Here is a 15,526-nt window from a genome sequence, read left to right as displayed (position 1 = left end):
TCAGGACAGCAACAACGCAAACCGGCAAAAGGCGCGCTTCCTTGCGCATCGCAGAGCGCATCGGCATTCACAACATAAGCCTTCTTGTTGCTCTCGCCATTCTCGTCCTCATTTTCGGCACCCTGAGAGGCGACGTGTTCTTCTCCAGCCGCAACCTCCTGAACATCGGTCTAGGCATTACCATCCTGGGCGTTCTGGCGATGAGCCAGACCGTGGTTATTGTCGCCGGAGGGCTCGATATTGCCGTCGGCGCAATTGTCGGTCTGACCACAGTATCGACGGCAATGGCCATCCAGGCCACCGGATCACCCGCCGCGGGCATTCTTGCCGGCCTGGTCCTGGGCGGTCTTGCCGGCCTCGTGAACGGCATCATCATCACCTATGGGCGGGTCAACGCTGTCATCGCGACTCTCGGTACGATGGCGATCTTCCGCGGCATCGCGTTCATCATGTCCAATGGGCAATCGATCGCGATTTTCAGCGACACTTTCCGCTTCATCGGGATCGGACGAATCCTCGGCCTGCCTCTGCTGATCTGGATTCTCTTGCTGACCGCGATCGTGTTCCATCTCTTCCTTGCCCGCTCGATCGTTGGCCGCAACATCTATGCCCTGGGCGGCAATCCCGTTGTCGCACGCTTCTCCGGCATCAACATCAACCGCTACCGCGTCGGCATCTACATCATGAGTGGAGTGGCGGCCGGATTGGCCGGGATTCTGTTGGCTGCCCGTACCGGCTCCGGGCAGCCCGTATCCGGATCCCAAGGCCTGGAACTCGAGGCCATCACAGCGGCCGTTCTTGGTGGCTGCGCCTTGCAGGGCGGCAAGGGCACGATCGTCGGCGCACTGCTGGGCGTCGCCATCATTGGCGTCCTCAACAACGGAATGATACTGACGTCCGTGCCAACCTTCTATCAGTTGCTTGCCAAGGGCTCGCTGCTGATACTTGCTGTGGTAATTGCCGAGTACCACTTGAACAGGACATGACGATGGACGCGGCGATCGCTTCGACTGGCCAAGGCAAGCAGGACATTCCTGCCGCAGATGGCACCACGTCATCGCTCAAGGATCGCATCGCACGCGATCTCGGACAGCGCATCCTCGCCGGCTCCTACGCCCAGCACTCCGTCCTGCCGACGGAAGCCGAACTTTGCGTTATCTACGGGGCAAGCCGCACCGCGCTTCGCGATGCTCTTCTGACGCTTTCGGCGAAAGGATTGATCGAGGCACGCAAGCGGGCCGGGACGCGTGTGCGCGTGTCGAGCGAATGGAACAGGCTGGATGCACAGGTTCTGGAATGGATGCGCGATATCGAGCCCGATCTCGATTTCGTCCGCGGATTGATCGAGGCGCGGCTGGTCATTGAACCCGCTGCCGCCCAACTTGCGGCCAAGATGGCGACGTCAGGCGATCTCGCAGTCATCGAAGCGGCCTATGAAGCCATGCGCATTGCTCCGCAGGACAATCTCGCTGCGTGTCTCGATGCCGACGTCAGGTTTCATACCGCCATCCTTCGTGCCAGTCGCAACCCGGTGTTCGCCAATCTCGGCAATATGCTTGCGGCCGCCCTCAGCTTCTCCTTCCGCTTGACCACATCGGCCACCGCTAATTACCAGCAGACGCTGAGCGCGCATGGCGACGTGCTGGAGGCAATCAGGATGCGGAGGGCCGACGATGCACACGATCAGATGAAGGCGCTCATCGGGATCGCGTCGAACGACCTTCTTGCAGTGGCTCGCAAAGGCCGCCATCAACAGCCGATCGCCGCTGCCAAGGCCGATACCGTCTGAAGCGGATGGTCGGGACGATCAAGATCAGAAGCGGAGACCTGTCCGCTGAAATCGTCCCATCGCTTGGGGCAGGTCTTGCGAGACTGGACCATGGACGCGTGCCGCTCTTCAGGCCTTGGCCAAACGGCGGGAGCAGCAAACCGTTCGACCTTGCCTGCAACCTGCTTTTGCCATGGTCAAATCGCATCTCGGGCGGCGGGTTCACATTCGACTCCAAATTCCACGAACTGCCTGCCAATGTTGCAGGCGAGCCATTTCCCATTCATGGCAATGGATTTTCGAGCGAGTGGGACGTCGACAGCGTAACGCAGGACAACGCAAAGCTGTCGCTCATCAGCAACGGGCCCGGCCCATACCGATATCGCGCCGAGGTGAGCTACGCGCTGGCCGGACAGGGGCTCGAGTTGAAACTTCGCATCGTCAATCGGGCCTCGATCAGATTGCCGTTCGGGCTTGGCATCCATCCATGGTTCCCGAGAACGGCACGAACCGCGCTTCATGCGCCGGCCTCGCAGGTTTGCCTCGAACTGCCCAACCACCTCCCTGAACGGTTTGTGGATGTCAAAACCCATCCCGACTGGGATTTCGGCGCCCCAGTCGTATTGCCGAGTGGATGGATAAACAATCTGTTTGCCGGTTGGAACGGCGTCGCTACCATATCGTGGCCGGAGCACAGTTGCAGCCTGCGGATTGAAGCTTCATCGCCCTTGAATTTCTACCTGGTCTATTCGCCATCGGACGAGAGCGACTTCTTCTGTTTTGAACCGGTCAGTCATGCTGTCGATGCTCACAATCGTGGTTCGATCGACAAATGGAATGGACTGTCGGTGCTTGGGCCCGGCGAGAGCCTGGCAGCCCGTTGCAACTTCGCCGTCGGTTAAACGGACGTCTGCGGCGCCCTCGAATTGGCGGATGTCGATGTCCGACAGCATGTCCGGGGAGAACGAAGCCGGCTTTTTGTCCAAACGGAGTTTGGGAAAAGGGACTCAACCGACCGGGAACCCGTGAGCCGGTTCGACGTTTGCCGAACGTCACGGCGCTCCAAATGTGCCTGGCAGGATTGGATCGATGACAGGTGTTGAACCAAAGGAATTCGTGCTCGCAGGCATCGTCATGAAGCGACTGGTCTCCGGCGAACAGACGGGAGGCTTGTTGAGTCTCTTCGAAAACAGAAGCGACGGGCACACGAAAACGCCAATCCATGTTCATGCGAATGACGACGAGACGGTCTACGTCATCGAAGGGCACTTGACCGCAATTGTGGGCGGTGTGGTCCGAACGCTCTCGCCCGGCGAGAGCATGTTTTTGAAGCGGGGCATCCCGCACCAGCTTATGAATCCCGGCAATCAGCTCGTTCGCTATATCCTGATAGACACGCCAAGTGTGTTCGAGCAGTTTCTCGCCGAAGGTGGCCATGAACGCAGCAAGGGAGAGGTGGTGGGGCCGCCGACGCCTGCCGATATCGAGCGGCTCAAAGTAGCCGCGCCGAAGTTTGGGATTACGCTTCTGCAGGACTGGCCGGCAAGAGAGTAGATGGCTTCGTGATGGCGGCTTGGATCGCCGCTAAAGCCGGCCCTTGCCCGAGGAACCGGTATTGGCTAGCCGCCGGCAATCCAATCCGAGAGGCTGCGGGCAAAACTTCGCGGCACGATGAGTTCGCACGCGGTCTCGCCGGTGCGCAGGAAGAGCACGGGCACGTGATGGAAGGATGTTTGCACGGCGCGGCCCGGAGCGGCGGCCGGCGCGTGCCAGTCGACGGCAATGCAGCCGGACAGAAGTCTTGCGATACCAGGGCCGGCCATTTTCAAACGAACACGACCTTCCCCGAGGGGCACGGAACAGCCGAGATCGGGGTCGACGATAAGGGCTGGCGCTTCTGTGCCTTCGTCGAGAGCCAGCCAAAGGCGGCGAGGTGCAACGCGGATGGTTAAAAGGCCCTTGTGGCGAACCGTCTCTCCGACCGAAGCGGGAAGTTTCGTGTTGAGCGACGCCGAGACGCTCTTTTCGAATTGTCTCAGTGTCGCGTCCCAGCCCTCGATCTGGATAAGCGGACAATCCGCCACGGACAGGCTGAAATCCCGAGAAGAGGTCAAGCTAGCCATGCAGCCGTTCTCCCTGCGGATCGATGAATACCGGCGAGACAACGCGGGCGCGAACCGTTTCGGCCTTCATCGGATAGACCGCCACGAGCTCGCTTCCTTCTGCCGCGACATCGCCGGCAAGCAGCGCCAGTCCGACATAATGGCCGCGTTCGGGGCTGTAGGTGACGGAGGTGACGCGACCGCGCCCATGGCCATGGGGTTTCTCATCCGGCAGGAACAGGATGGCGCCGCCGCGCAGGCGTTTTCCCTCTTCGATGCATTCCAGCCCGACCAGGCGCTGCCGGTCGGGAGCCTGGAAGGCGGGGCGCCGTCGCAGGACGTCGCCGACGAAGCCGCTGCGTTTGCCGGCCATGCGGCCGAGGCCGAGATCGTCGAGCGTCGTGCGCCCATCGATCTCAGGTCCGGCGACATGGCCCTTTTCGACGCGCAGCGCGCCGAGCGCCTCGACGCCGTAAGGCTTCAGGTCGAATGATCTGCCGGCCTCGAGCAGACGGCTCCAAAGCTGTTCACCGGCAGTGGCGCCGATATAGACTTCGTAAGCGCGCTCGCCGGAATAACTGAGACGCAGGATGCGGAGCGCACGGCCCTCCCATTCGCTTTCGAGTAGCCCCATATGCGAAAGCGCCGCGTCGGAAACCTCGAGACTAGGAAAAGCAGCGCTGAGGATCGCGCGGCTGGCAGGCCCGGCAACCGACATCGCCGCCCATTCATCGCTGACCGAGGTAACGGCCACGCGCAAATCCGGCCAGGCCGTGTCGAGCAGGAATTCGAGACGCGACAGCACATCGGCGGCCTTGGCGGTCGAAGTGGTCATGAAGAACCGGTTTTCCGCCAGCCGCGTCGTGGTGCCGTCGTCGAAGACGATGCCGTCGTCGCGCAGCATGACGCCGTAGCGGGCGCGGCCTACCGCCAGTTTGGCAAAGCCGTTGGCATAGACGCGGTCGAGGAAGATTGCCGCATCCGGGCCCTGGACATCGATCTTGCCGAGCGTGGAGATGTCCATCAGGCCCGCCGCCTGACGTACGGTCCGCATTTCGGCGACGTAGGCCTCGTTCACGTTACGCCCCGACTGCCGGTAGAAATAGGGCCGCATCCAGAGCCCGACCTCGAGCATCTCGGCGCCGTTTGCCATGTGCCAGTCGTGCATCGGCGTGCGGCGGATCGGCTTGAAATGATGGCCTATGGCGCGCCCGGCAAGCGCCCCGATCGCCACGGGCGTATAGGGTGGCCGAAAGGTCGTGGCGCCGGTCTCGGGGATTGTTGCCTTGCGCAGGGCGGCCATCGCGGCAAGTGCGGCAAAATTGCTGGTCTTGCCCTGGTCGGTGCCCATGCCGAGCGTGGTGTAGCGCTTCAGGTGCTCGACCGATTCATAGCCCTCACGATGGGCGAGCTCGATATCCCCGGTCGTCACGTCCATCTGGAAATCGACGAAGGCCTTTCCACGTCCAACGGAAGGGATCTCGCGAAGTGAACTCGTGGCGGTCTTGTCGAGATCGAGTTTCGACGGAGCGGGCACCGGCGCCGACTTGCCGCAGGAGGCTGCGGCCTCGCTACCGGCGCGATGACCGTCGTCGATGGCATCGGCCGTCGCATAAGTTCCCATCATCGCGCCGGCGCCGAACCGGCCGGCCGGAAACGAACCCGGCACGAAGCCGTCGATGTCGTCGCGGTAGGTGGGCTTGCTCCCCAGGTGCGAGGTGAGATGCACAGTTGGCGACCAGCCGCCGGAGATGCAGACCAGGTCACAGGCGGCCGAGGATTGTCCCTCCGGCCCGTTGAGCGTTACTTGCCTGACGGCATGGCCGCCGTGCAGGTCGACGATGCGCGTTGCGGCCCGCACCACCACGCCGAGCCGTGCGGCTTCCGCGGCAAGTGCTGCGGGCGGGACGGCGCGCAGATCGGCAACCGTCACCTCCGCGCCGGCTGCGGCATAGTCGAAGGCGGTGCGCCAGGCACCGTCATTGGTGGTGGCGACAATGATTTTCTTGCCCGGCAGGACGGCGAATCGATTGAGGTAGGTCCGGGCGGCCGAGGCAAGCATGACGCCGGGCCGGTCATTGTTCGAGAACACCATCGGCCGCTCGATGGCGCCGGTGGCGAAAACAATCGAGCGGGCGCGCAGCATAGTGACCGTTTGCCGGGCCTCGCCATTCGGCTGCGGATCGGTTGGATCGCGCTGTTCGACCAGTCCAAGGACATTGCCGTCATAGCTGCCGAAAGCGGTCGTCCGCTTCATCAGCGCGACGGTTTCGAAGCCCTCCAACTCGGCCTCGGCCTGCCTCAGCCATGCGGCCGCTGCGCTGTCGGACGGTTCCGCCAAAAGCTGGCCGCCAAGCAGAAAATCCTGCTCGATCAGCGCAACCCGCGCCCCGGCCGCGGCCGCTGCCCGCGCCGCCGACAATCCCGCCGGGCCGCCGCCGACAATGGCGACATCGGCGAAGGCATGACGAACCTCATAGCGGTCGGGATCGGGGTCGGTGCCGGCCCTGCCCAGGCCGGCCGCCTTGCGGATGAAATGTTCGTAGAACATCCAGGCGCGGCGCGTCGGGCCCATGAAGGTCTTGTAGTAGAAGCCGGCGGACAGAAACGGTGCCAACAGCCCGTTGACGCTTTGCACGTCGAAGGCAAGCGATGGCCAGCGGTTCTGACTCTCCACGACCATGCCGTGGGCGAGTTCCAGTGTCGCCGCCGGCAGGTTCGGCTCGCGCCTGCCGGCGCTCCCGAGCGTAACCAGTGCATTCGGCTCTTCGGGCCCGGCGGAAAAAATGCCGCGCGGGCGATGATATTTGAAGCTGCGCCCGACCAGGGTAACGCCGTTGGCGAGCAGCGCCGAGGCAAGCGTGTCGCCGCGATACCCAATCAGCTTGCGGCCGTCGAAGGTGAAATTGACCGGCACCTCGCGACGGATACGGCCACCCACTGGCAGGCGTTTGCGGTTCGAACTCATGCCGGTTGTTTCCTGACAGTCGATTTCCTGGCGAAGTCGACGGATGCGATCGCGTGGTTGCGTGTGTCGCGTTCGATCACCAGCCATTGCCGGCAACCGGTCACGTGCTGCCAGAATTCACGGTGCGGGCCGGCCGGGTTTGTCCTGATATAGACGTAGCGGTACCAGGCCTCCGGATCGGGATCGTCATGGGCCGGACGCGTGACCGAGGCATCGCCGCCATAGCGGAACTCGTCATGGTCGCGCGGGCCGCAGCAGGGGCATTCGATGCGCAGCATTTTGTCCCGCCTCCTATTGCAGCCAGGCGGAAGGGCCGACACCGGCCTCATCGAGCGTGTGGCCGGTGCGGAAACGATCGAGCCCGTAGGCCGCGACCAAGGGATGCGGCTTGCCGGTGGCGATCGTGTGGGCGAAGCACCAGCCGGACGCCGGCGTCGCCTTGAAGCCGCCATAGCACCAGCCGCCGTTGAGATAGAGGCCGTCGATCGGCGTCGGGCAGATGATCGGGCTGGCATCGGGCGTCATGTCCATGACGCCGCCCCAGTGGCGCAGCAGCCGGACGCGCGAAATGCACGGCATCAATGCAATCGCCGCCTCCGCGACCTCGCGCACGACACCGAGATTGCCGCGCTGGGCGTATGAATTGTAGCCGTCGAGATTGCCGCCGAAGACCAGTCCGCCCTTGTCGGACTGGCTGACGTAGAAATGGTCGGCGCCGTAAGCGACGACGTGATCTACCAACGGCTTCAGCGGCTCGGTGACGAAAGCTTGCAGCACATGGCTTTCGATCGGCAGTTCAAGGCCGGCCTTGGCACCGAGCACGGATGTATGACCGGCAACAGCGAGGCCGACCTTGCCGGCGCCGATCCGGCCTTTCGTCGTTTCGACGCCGACGATACTGTCGCGGTCGCGGAGGAAGCCGGTCACTTCGCAGTTCTGGATGATGTCGACGCCATGGCCGTCGGCGGCGCGCGCATAGCCCCAGGCGACGGCGTCGTGGCGTGCCGTGCCCGCCCGGCCCTGGAAGATAGCGCCATGGATCGGAAAGCGGGCGGTGTCGGAAAAATCGAGATAGGGCACGAGACGGCGCACCTCGTCGCGGTCGAGGATATCGGCATCAATGCCATTCAGCCGCATGACATTGGCGCGGTGGCTGAAGCCGTCGAGCTGATCGGCCGAATGCGCCGTGACGAGCTGGCCGCGCTGCGAGAACATGACATTGAAGTTCAGCGCCCGCGACATGCCCTCCCAGAGCTTCATCGAGAATTCGTAGAACTGGGTGTTGCCGTCGAGCAGGTAGTTGGAGCGGATGACGGTGGTGTTGCGGCCGACATTGCCGCCGCCGACATAACCCTTTTCGAGCACGGCGACGTTACGGATGCCGTGGTTCTCGGCGAGGTAGAAGGCGGTGGCGAGGCCGTGTCCGCCGCCGCCAATAACGATCACGTCATAGGACGATTTTGGCTCCGCTGCCCGCCAGGCGCGCTGCCAATTCTTCTGGCCGGACAGCGCGTTGCGCAAGATCGAAAATGCCGAGTAGCGCGCCATGTGTGCAGGCCTATCGAACGATCGGGCCGGCCGGCGTGCGGGTAAGCACTTCGGCGCCCGCATCGGTCAACAGCACCGTGTTGGAAACGAAGTCATCGCCGCGACCGGTGCCCATCAGCCATGACAGGATGTGGAAGCTCATCCCGGTCTCGATCTCGAGGTCGGAATCGTGCCTCAAGCCGGTCACCGAATTGCCGCCGGTCCATGATGGCGGCTGGCCGGCGCCGACAAGATAACCGCAGTGATGGCGGCGATAGTGGGAAAGACCCGCCTCGTCAGCGACAGCCTGCCAGGCGGCGTAGACATCGCGCGCCTTGGCGCCCGGCCGCAACGCCTCGACGACAGCGTTGAACGCCTTGGCGGTCACTTCCGCCATTGCGGCGTCTTCGTCGCTGATGTGGCCGATGCGAACGAGCCGGCCGAGCGGGGCGTGGTAGCGTGAGATGCACCCGGACAATTCGACAAAGACCGGCTCGCCCTTGCGGTAGATCCCGTCGCCCCAGGTCGTGTGTTCTTCACCCAGGCGCGCGGCCGGGCGGATGAACGGTCCGAAGCCCGGCGCATGACCGCCGGCGCGGATCATTGCCGCAACACATTGGGCGGCGACCTCCTGTTCGGAAGCGCCATCCGAGATCGCGGCGATCGCGGCACCGGCACCGGCGTCCGTCACCTTTGCGGCCCGCCGCATCAGCACTTGTTCGTCGGCGCTCTTCACCCGCCGCATCTTGTCGATCAGACCGGAGACATCGCTCCACTTGGCATCGGCTTGCATCTGGAGTGCCACGGCAAGTCCATGGCTAAGGCCGGCCGTCCAGTATTCGAGACCGATCCGCTTGCCGGACAGGCCGAGCTCCGCAAGCACCCGCGCGGCAAGGTCGGCCGCCGTTTCGCTGTCGGAGTGACCACGGAATTCCGCTGCCTTTACCTGCTTCTCGATCGTCACCATTTCCATCGAGCGGGTGACCAGGACAGGTTTTCCCTGGAGCGGGACGATCAGCAGGTGAGGGGCAAAATACCCCCAGTGATCGAGCCCGGTGAGATAGAAGACGTTCTCCGGCGAGGCGAAGACCGCCCCGTCGAGCTCGCGCTCGGCTAGAGCAGTACGGACCTTGGCAAGGCGGCCAGCGATTTCGGCTTCGGAAAACGGATTGCGGTCCATCGGGCGTCCTCGTGCTTGTTGCCGGCTTGCTGGCGGGCATGGTCTTTTCGGCAGCCGGTTTCCCGGCCGCCATGTCAGTCGATGACGACGAGTTCGCGCGCCACGTCGCAGAGGCGTTCGCCGCCGCGATCCGTGACGACGAAGGATTCCGAGATGGCGATGCCGAAATCGTCGAGCCAAACGCCGGCCATGAAATGGAAGCACATCCCGGGCTGCATCTCGGTGGTGTCGCCGGGACGAAGGCTTGCGGTGCGTTCACCCCAATCGGGCGGATAGGCGAGCCCGACCGGATAGCCGACGCGGCTTTCCTTCTTCAGCCCGTTCTTCCTCAACACTGCCTGCCAGGCGGCTTCCACCTGTTCGGCGGTGTTGCCGGGGCGCGCCTTCTCGAGGCCAGCGTCGACGCCCTCGACGATCACCTTGGCCATGTCGAGGATGGCTTGCGGCGGCTTGCCGAAATGTACCGTCCGGGTCAGCGCCGCATGATAGCGGCGCCGCACGCCGGCGATCTCCAGAATGGCGAGGCCGCTGTCCGGCAGCGGCGCGTCGGACCACGTCAGATGCGGCGTGCTGGTGCCCTCGCCAACGGGCATCAGCGGACAGATCGCGGCATAGTCGCCGCCCGCTCCGGGCACGCCCATGATCTGTGCGTGATAGATTTCGGCAATGACATGGTTCTGCGGCACGCCAGGCCGCATTTTCTCGATGGCGCGGTTCATGGCATGCGTGCAGATCGCACCCGCCTCGCGGATCAGCACCAGCTCGGCCTCGGATTTGACCAGCCGCGCCCAGTTGACGAGATCGTGGTTGTTGGCGAAGTGCGCGTCGGGCAGCCCTTGGACCAGATGGGCGTGGCAGCGCGCCGTATAATAGTGCGCGTCCATCTCGACGCCGATGCGGGCCTTTCCCCAACCGCGCGACCGGATCAGTTGGGCGAGTTCGTCATAAGGGTGTTCGACGGGCTGCTGCACCAACCGTTCCGAGAACGGCACGATGTTTTTCTCGGGCAGGCCGGTGGTCAGGCGTGCGCTCTTGGCATCCTGTGCCCTGCCGAACCAGATCGGCCGGTCTTCCTCCAGATGGACGAGCACGCACTGCGGAACGTAGAACGACCATCCATCATAGCCGGTCAGCCAGCACATGTTGGCGGGATCCTGACAAACGATGAGATCGAAGCCGGCTTTTTGCATGCGTGTCTTCACGCCGGCGAGGCGTTGCCCATACTCCGCTTGCGTGAATGTCCCGAAGCCGTTCGCGGTCGCCACCGAAATCCTGCCTTCCAGGTACGCCGTTTGCCTTTTGTAAATGGCAACTAGGCCAAATTGTGCACAACTCGACGTCAATTTGCTGGCTAACTGCGAACTATCGTCGAATTTTCATGGTTTCTATATCTCTGCTTGCGAAATGTCTAGGGCAGTTGTATACGTCTGATCAAGCAGGCGTCGACCTCGAAGAAGGCCGCGCCCTGGGAACCATCCACAGTTGTCCAATGGGAGAAAAGCATGCTCAAATCATCGATATCGCGCCGTATGGTCGTGAAGGCGGCTGCCTGCATCGCGCTCGCCGCGACGTCATTGACCTCGTTGTCCGCTCACGCGGAAACCACCCTCGAACGGGCCAAGAAGGACGGCTACATCCGCGTCGGTTTCGCCAACGAGGCGCCGTTCGGTTACGCCACGCCAGACGGCAAGCTGACCGGCGAGGCCCCTGAAGTCGCCAAGGCGGTGCTCGCCAAGATGGGCATACCGCAGGTCGACGGTGTTTTGACCGAATTCGGCTCGCTCATTCCGGGTCTCAAGGCCGGCCGCTTCGACATCATCGCCGCCGGCATGTTCATCACTCCGAAGCGCTGCGCCGAGATCAACTACTCCGAGCCGTCCTACGGCATCGGCGAGGCTATGCTGGTGGCAAAAGGCAATCCGAAAGGCATCAAGGATTTTTCCAGCATCAAGGACAATCCGGATCTCAAGCTTGCCGTGATGGCCGGCGCCGTCGAAGGCGGCTTCGCCAAGGAAGCGGGCGTTGCCGGTGGGCAGATCGTCTCCTTGCCCGACCAGTCAAGCCTGGTCGCCGCCGTCCAGTCGGGCCGCGCCGATGCGGCCGCGCTGACCGCTCTTTCGATCGCCGACATGGCCAAGAAAGCCGACGGCGTCGAATCGACCAAGCCCTTCGGCGAGGTCGCCGGCAAATCGGTAAAAGGTCATGGCGGCTTCGGCTTCCGAAAGGAAGACACCGACCTGCAGGAGGCTTTCAACGCCGAGCTGAAGAAGTTCCTCGGTTCGCCGGAGCATATCGCGCTGGTCGAGCCACTCGGCTTCGGCAAGGATTATCTCCCCAACAAGACCACCGCAGAGCTCTGCGCTGGCAAATAGGTTCCCAACTGCTGGCGGCGCGAAAGCGCCGCCCTTTTTCCTTGGGGGAATCGCATGGGTATCCGTACGCTCGTTGCCATGCTGGTCATCGCGCTTGTCGTGATCGGTGCCTTGGCAACACAGGAATCATATCAAGTGTTTATGCCGGGGCTGCTGCAAGGCGCGGTCCTGACAATCGAGATCGCCGTCCTCGGCAGCCTGCTGGCAATTGTCATGGGCGTGCTTGCGGCACTTGCAAGGATGTACGGCCCGACGCCGCTCAGATGGCTGGCCACGGTCTATGTCGAGATCTTCCGCGGAACGTCGGCACTGGTGCAATTGTTCTGGCTGTTTTTCGTGCTCCCGCAATTCGGCGTCACGATCAACGCGTTCGTGGTGGCGGTGCTCGCGCTCGGCCTGAATGTCGGCGCCTATGGATCGGAGTGCGTGCGCGGCGCGATCCTGTCCGTCGCCCGCGGGCAGTGGGAAGCGTGTACGGCATTGAACATGAGCCGCCCGCAGATGTTGCGTCGGATCATCCTGCCGCAGGCCTTTGTCGCGATGATCCCACCCTGGGGCAATCTGTTCATCGAGCTTCTGAAATCGACGGCGCTGGTCTCGCTGATCACGCTTTCGGATCTCGCCTTCAAGGCGCAGCAAATGAACCAGAACACGTTCAAGACCATTCCGATCTTCACCCTCGTTCTTTTGATGTACCTGGCAATGTCGCTGGTTGTGACCATCGGCATGCGGCTTCTTGAAAGGCGGGCGTCGCTCGGACTGGCGCGGGGGAAGGCGGCATGATCTGGGATTGGGGATTTGCCCTGGAAATCCTGCCGGTGCTTGCCCGCGCCGCCGTCATTTCCATCGAAGCGACGCTGATCGGCTTTGCGCTTGCCGCCTCGCTCGGCCTGGTGCTGGCCGTTGTCCGCATTGCCGTGCCATGGACCAGCTGGACGATTTCGGTGCTGGTCGAGCTGATCCGCTCGACCCCGCTGCTCATCCAGATATTCTTTCTCTATTTCGTCTTTCCGAAATTCGGTGTCGTGCTCGACGCTTTCACCGCCGGGGTGCTGGCCATCGGCATCCACTACGCCGCCTATTGCTCCGAGGTCTATCGCGCCGGTTTCGACAACATCCATCGCGGCCAGTGGGAAGCTTCGATCGCGCTCAATCTCTCGTCCTGGACGACGTTTCGCGACATCATCATTCCGCAGGCGATCCCGCCGATCGTTCCGGCGCTCGGCAATTATCTGGTGGCCTTGTTCAAGGAAACGCCGTTGCTTTCCGCAATCGCCGTGATGGAACTGATGCAGACCGCCAAGATCATCGGCTCCGAAACGTTCCGCTACACCGAGCCGATCACGCTGGTCGGCCTGTTTTTCCTTGCCATGAGCCTGGTTTCGGCGGCGCTCATCCGCTCCCTCGAAGGGCTGCTCAACCGGAGGACCACCCGATGACTGAACAACCGATGGTCCGCTTCGACAATGTATCGAAACGCTACGGCACGTTAACCGTTCTCGACGGGCTCAATCTCGAAATAGCGCGCGGCGAAAAAGTCTCGGTCATCGGTCCGTCGGGTTCGGGCAAGACGACGGTGCTGCGCATGCTGATGACGCTGGAGACGATCAATGACGGCGTCATCTGGGTCGAAGGCGAGCCGCTGACCCATATGGAAAGGAACGGCAAGCTTGTTCCCGCCGATCTCGCCCACATCCGCAAGATCCGCGCCAAGATCGGCATGGTGTTCCAGTCGTTCAACCTGTTTCCGCATATGACGGCGATGCAGAACTGCATCGAGGCGCCGATAACGGTGCTCGGAATGAAGCGGGCGGACGCCGAGGCACGAGCGGCCGAGCTGCTGGAGCTGGTCGGTCTGGCCCAGAAGAAGGACCACTATCCGTCACAGCTTTCTGGTGGCCAACAGCAGCGCGTCGCCATCGCCAGGGCGCTGGCAATGCGGCCCAAGATCATGCTGTTCGACGAGGTGACGTCGGCGCTCGACCCGGAGCTTGTCGGCGAAGTGCTGCAGGTGATAAGGCAAATCGGGCGCGAGCATGATCTCACCATGCTGATGGTCACCCATCAGATGGGCTTCGCCAAGGAGTTTTCCGACCGCGTTTGTTTCTTCTATCAAGGCAAGATCTGCGAGCAGGGACCGCCAAGCGAACTGTTTGGTGCTCCCAAGAACGAGCGGACACGGCAATTCCTGCACGCTGTCCTGGAGGCTGGGTGACGATCGAGACAGAGGCCAAGCCGCCCACGACGGTGACCGCCGCGCCGCCGCGCCCGCTCTCCGCGCGGGAGCGGTTCGAGCGCATCTACCGGATATTGCGCGACCGCATCTGCCTGCTCGATTATGCGCCGGGAAGCCACCTTTCCGAGGAAGAACTTGCCCAGGAATTCGAGATCAGCCGCACGCCGGTCCGGCGCGTGCTGGCGCGCCTTGAATCCGAGGGTCTGGTTCAATCCGTCCACGGCGTCGGCACGATCGTCACCGACGTCGACATCGAGGAATTACAGCAGGTCTATCATCTGCGCCTGGAGCTGGCGCTCCTCGTCGGCAAGCTTTCGCCGATCCCGCGCACGGCGGACGACCTCGACCGGATACGGGCGCTCATCGCGCGCTGCGATTCCGATATACTCAATCCCGACCAGCGCGCTTTCCTGCGCCTCAACATGGACTTTTTCTACGAACTCACAGCCATGACCGGCAACCAGCCGCTGCGCGAGATCAGCGAGCGCCTGTATTTTCAGGTCGCGCGCGTCGTCCTGAAGCTGATGCCGCAATTGGGCCTTGTCGAGGAATTCACCGCGTTCCGCCGCGAAATGGAAGAGGTCCTTGCCGCGGCCGAAATCGGCGACTGGGAGTCCATCGGGCACATAAGGCGGGCGCATATCTCAATGAGCTTCCGCCGCATGATGCGTCACGCAGGCGAGGCGAATCTGGATAGAGCTACATAATCAGCCCCCGTAAGATTTTTGCTGGTGGACTGCCGTCGCGCTGCGTTTGCCAGGGAAAGCATGGCCGCCAGCCCGATGCCGACAGAATTTGCCAGCACCGGCGATGACTAACGCGGTTCGATACTGCAGGCCGGCGCCGCCCTTAAAGAGGATCCTCACTCGGTATGTTGGCGGGATTCCAGACGACCTCCCACAGATGTCCGTTCGGGTCGCGGAAATATCCGGCATATCCGCCAAAGAACGTGTCCCGGGCAGGCTTGATGATCTCGGCTCCGGCGCGGGCGGCCTCATCCATCACTTGATCGACTTCTTCGCGGCGCACAACGTTGTGGCCGATTGTGAACGAGGTCGAGGTAATCGGCGCCTTGGGCAGGCCGGTGTCGTAGGCGAGGTCGTCCTGAGCCCAGATCGCGAGCTTCAACCCGCCGGACAGCGTGAAGAACGCGACGGCGCCATGCTCGAACTCGCGGCCGATGATCCCTTCCGTCGGCAAGCCGAGACCGTCGCGGTAGAATGCGAGAGAACTCTCGAGGTCGGCGACGGCGATAGTCAAAACCGAAATGCGCGGTTTCATGGCAGTCTCCTCTGGTTGTCGGAGATACCAGGATAAAGTCGGGCGACAGTGAAGACTTGAACAAAACGGCCAACAGCGTGCCGCCAAGTCGA

16 protein-coding genes are annotated in these 15,526 nt (G+C 62.7%); 9 read left to right on the top strand and 7 right to left on the bottom strand.

From position 1 onward, the window contains the following. Positions 1-41 precede the first annotated feature (41 nt). The 4 genes from NKI17_RS00440 (at position 42) to NKI17_RS00425 (ending at position 3,322) form a co-directional block, all read left to right on the top strand. Positions 42-986: an ABC transporter permease gene (locus tag NKI17_RS00440; RefSeq protein WP_352678309.1), complete on the top strand. Its 945-nt coding sequence runs from the start codon at positions 42-44 to the stop codon at positions 984-986. Between the two features lie 2 nt (positions 987-988). Beyond that, on the top strand, positions 989-1,789 hold the full coding sequence (locus NKI17_RS00435; protein WP_352678312.1) for a FadR/GntR family transcriptional regulator: 801 nt from the start codon (positions 989-991) through the stop codon (positions 1,787-1,789). Positions 1,790-1,794: 5 nt separating this feature from the next. Then, positions 1,795-2,670 (top strand): aldose 1-epimerase, encoded by an 876-nt coding sequence (locus NKI17_RS00430; RefSeq protein ID WP_352678314.1) that lies wholly within the window; start codon positions 1,795-1,797, stop codon positions 2,668-2,670. Positions 2,671-2,857: 187 nt separating this feature from the next. Further along, positions 2,858-3,322: a cupin domain-containing protein gene (locus NKI17_RS00425; protein WP_352571191.1), complete on the top strand. Its 465-nt coding sequence runs from the start codon at positions 2,858-2,860 to the stop codon at positions 3,320-3,322. 65 nt (positions 3,323-3,387) lie between these two features. On the opposite strand, the gene NKI17_RS00420 is transcribed toward NKI17_RS00425, so the two are convergent. From NKI17_RS00420 to NKI17_RS00395, 6 genes are all read right to left on the bottom strand, one after another. Next, positions 3,388-3,891: a sarcosine oxidase subunit gamma family protein gene (locus NKI17_RS00420; protein ID WP_352839400.1), complete on the bottom strand. Its 504-nt coding sequence runs from the start codon at positions 3,889-3,891 to the stop codon at positions 3,388-3,390. Then, complete coding sequence (locus NKI17_RS00415) at positions 3,884-6,838, bottom strand: sarcosine oxidase subunit alpha family protein (protein ID WP_352571195.1); 2,955 nt, start codon at positions 6,836-6,838, stop codon at positions 3,884-3,886. Before NKI17_RS00415 ends, NKI17_RS00420 begins: the two co-directional genes overlap by 8 nt. Then, a complete protein-coding gene (locus NKI17_RS00410; protein WP_352839398.1) occupies positions 6,835-7,116 on the bottom strand; it encodes a sarcosine oxidase subunit delta in 282 nt (93 codons plus the stop codon). Before NKI17_RS00410 ends, NKI17_RS00415 begins: the two co-directional genes overlap by 4 nt. Before the next feature lie 13 nt (positions 7,117-7,129). Then, positions 7,130-8,386, bottom strand: coding sequence for a sarcosine oxidase subunit beta family protein (locus NKI17_RS00405; RefSeq protein WP_352571198.1), 1,257 nt, complete (start codon positions 8,384-8,386; stop codon positions 7,130-7,132). 10 nt (positions 8,387-8,396) lie between these two features. Next, on the bottom strand, positions 8,397-9,545 hold the full coding sequence (locus NKI17_RS00400) for a M24 family metallopeptidase (protein ID WP_352571200.1): 1,149 nt from the start codon (positions 9,543-9,545) through the stop codon (positions 8,397-8,399). A 74-nt stretch (positions 9,546-9,619) separates the two neighbouring features. Continuing rightward, a complete protein-coding gene (locus tag NKI17_RS00395; RefSeq protein ID WP_352839393.1) occupies positions 9,620-10,810 on the bottom strand; it encodes a M24 family metallopeptidase in 1,191 nt (396 codons plus the stop codon). 237 nt (positions 10,811-11,047) lie between these two features. Between NKI17_RS00395 and ehuB the strand changes: the two genes are divergently transcribed. From ehuB to NKI17_RS00370, 5 genes are read left to right on the top strand one after another with little or no spacing between them, the layout of a single operon-like run. Continuing rightward, positions 11,048-11,917, top strand: coding sequence for an ectoine/hydroxyectoine ABC transporter substrate-binding protein EhuB (gene ehuB / locus NKI17_RS00390; protein WP_023717021.1), 870 nt, complete (start codon positions 11,048-11,050; stop codon positions 11,915-11,917). Positions 11,918-11,971: 54 nt separating this feature from the next. Beyond that, a complete protein-coding gene (gene ehuC / locus NKI17_RS00385) occupies positions 11,972-12,700 on the top strand; it encodes an ectoine/hydroxyectoine ABC transporter permease subunit EhuC (protein WP_023674258.1) in 729 nt (242 codons plus the stop codon). Further along, positions 12,697-13,356: an ectoine/hydroxyectoine ABC transporter permease subunit EhuD gene (ehuD, locus tag NKI17_RS00380; RefSeq protein ID WP_023674259.1), complete on the top strand. Its 660-nt coding sequence runs from the start codon at positions 12,697-12,699 to the stop codon at positions 13,354-13,356. Before ehuC ends, ehuD begins: the two co-directional genes overlap by 4 nt. Further along, positions 13,353-14,132 (top strand): ectoine/hydroxyectoine ABC transporter ATP-binding protein EhuA, encoded by a 780-nt coding sequence (ehuA, locus tag NKI17_RS00375; protein ID WP_023717024.1) that lies wholly within the window; start codon positions 13,353-13,355, stop codon positions 14,130-14,132. The genes ehuD and ehuA overlap by 4 nt, the downstream gene beginning before the upstream one ends. Continuing rightward, on the top strand, positions 14,129-14,860 hold the full coding sequence (locus NKI17_RS00370) for a GntR family transcriptional regulator (protein ID WP_023674261.1): 732 nt from the start codon (positions 14,129-14,131) through the stop codon (positions 14,858-14,860). The genes ehuA and NKI17_RS00370 overlap by 4 nt, the downstream gene beginning before the upstream one ends. A gap of 142 nt (positions 14,861-15,002) precedes the next feature. Here the strand turns inward: NKI17_RS00370 and NKI17_RS00365 are convergent, their stop codons facing one another. Next, complete coding sequence (locus tag NKI17_RS00365) at positions 15,003-15,434, bottom strand: VOC family protein (protein ID WP_352571204.1); 432 nt, start codon at positions 15,432-15,434, stop codon at positions 15,003-15,005. Positions 15,435-15,526: the final 92 nt, after the last annotated feature.

Source organism: Mesorhizobium sp. M0816 (genome assembly GCF_040320005.1).
GTDB lineage: Bacteria > Pseudomonadota > Alphaproteobacteria > Rhizobiales > Rhizobiaceae > Mesorhizobium.
Note: the sequence above shows the minus strand (reverse complement) of the source record. Positions and strands in the feature narration are given on the sequence as shown.

Coding starts and splice junctions, on each gene's coding strand:
- NKI17_RS00435 (WP_352678312.1), top strand. CDS start 989: ATGGACGCGGCGATCGCTTCGACTGGCCAAGGCAAGCAGGACATTCCT.
- NKI17_RS00430 (WP_352678314.1), top strand. CDS start 1,795: ATGGTCGGGACGATCAAGATCAGAAGCGGAGACCTGTCCGCTGAAATC.
- NKI17_RS00425 (WP_352571191.1), top strand. CDS start 2,858: ATGACAGGTGTTGAACCAAAGGAATTCGTGCTCGCAGGCATCGTCATG.
- NKI17_RS00420 (WP_352839400.1), bottom strand. CDS start 3,891: ATGGCTAGCTTGACCTCTTCTCGGGATTTCAGCCTGTCCGTGGCGGAT.
- NKI17_RS00415 (WP_352571195.1), bottom strand. CDS start 6,838: ATGAGTTCGAACCGCAAACGCCTGCCAGTGGGTGGCCGTATCCGTCGC.
- NKI17_RS00410 (WP_352839398.1), bottom strand. CDS start 7,116: ATGCTGCGCATCGAATGCCCCTGCTGCGGCCCGCGCGACCATGACGAG.
- NKI17_RS00405 (WP_352571198.1), bottom strand. CDS start 8,386: ATGGCGCGCTACTCGGCATTTTCGATCTTGCGCAACGCGCTGTCCGGC.
- NKI17_RS00400 (WP_352571200.1), bottom strand. CDS start 9,545: ATGGACCGCAATCCGTTTTCCGAAGCCGAAATCGCTGGCCGCCTTGCC.
- ehuB (WP_023717021.1), top strand. CDS start 11,048: ATGCTCAAATCATCGATATCGCGCCGTATGGTCGTGAAGGCGGCTGCC.
- ehuC (WP_023674258.1), top strand. CDS start 11,972: ATGGGTATCCGTACGCTCGTTGCCATGCTGGTCATCGCGCTTGTCGTG.
- ehuD (WP_023674259.1), top strand. CDS start 12,697: ATGATCTGGGATTGGGGATTTGCCCTGGAAATCCTGCCGGTGCTTGCC.
- ehuA (WP_023717024.1), top strand. CDS start 13,353: ATGACTGAACAACCGATGGTCCGCTTCGACAATGTATCGAAACGCTAC.
- NKI17_RS00365 (WP_352571204.1), bottom strand. CDS start 15,434: ATGAAACCGCGCATTTCGGTTTTGACTATCGCCGTCGCCGACCTCGAG.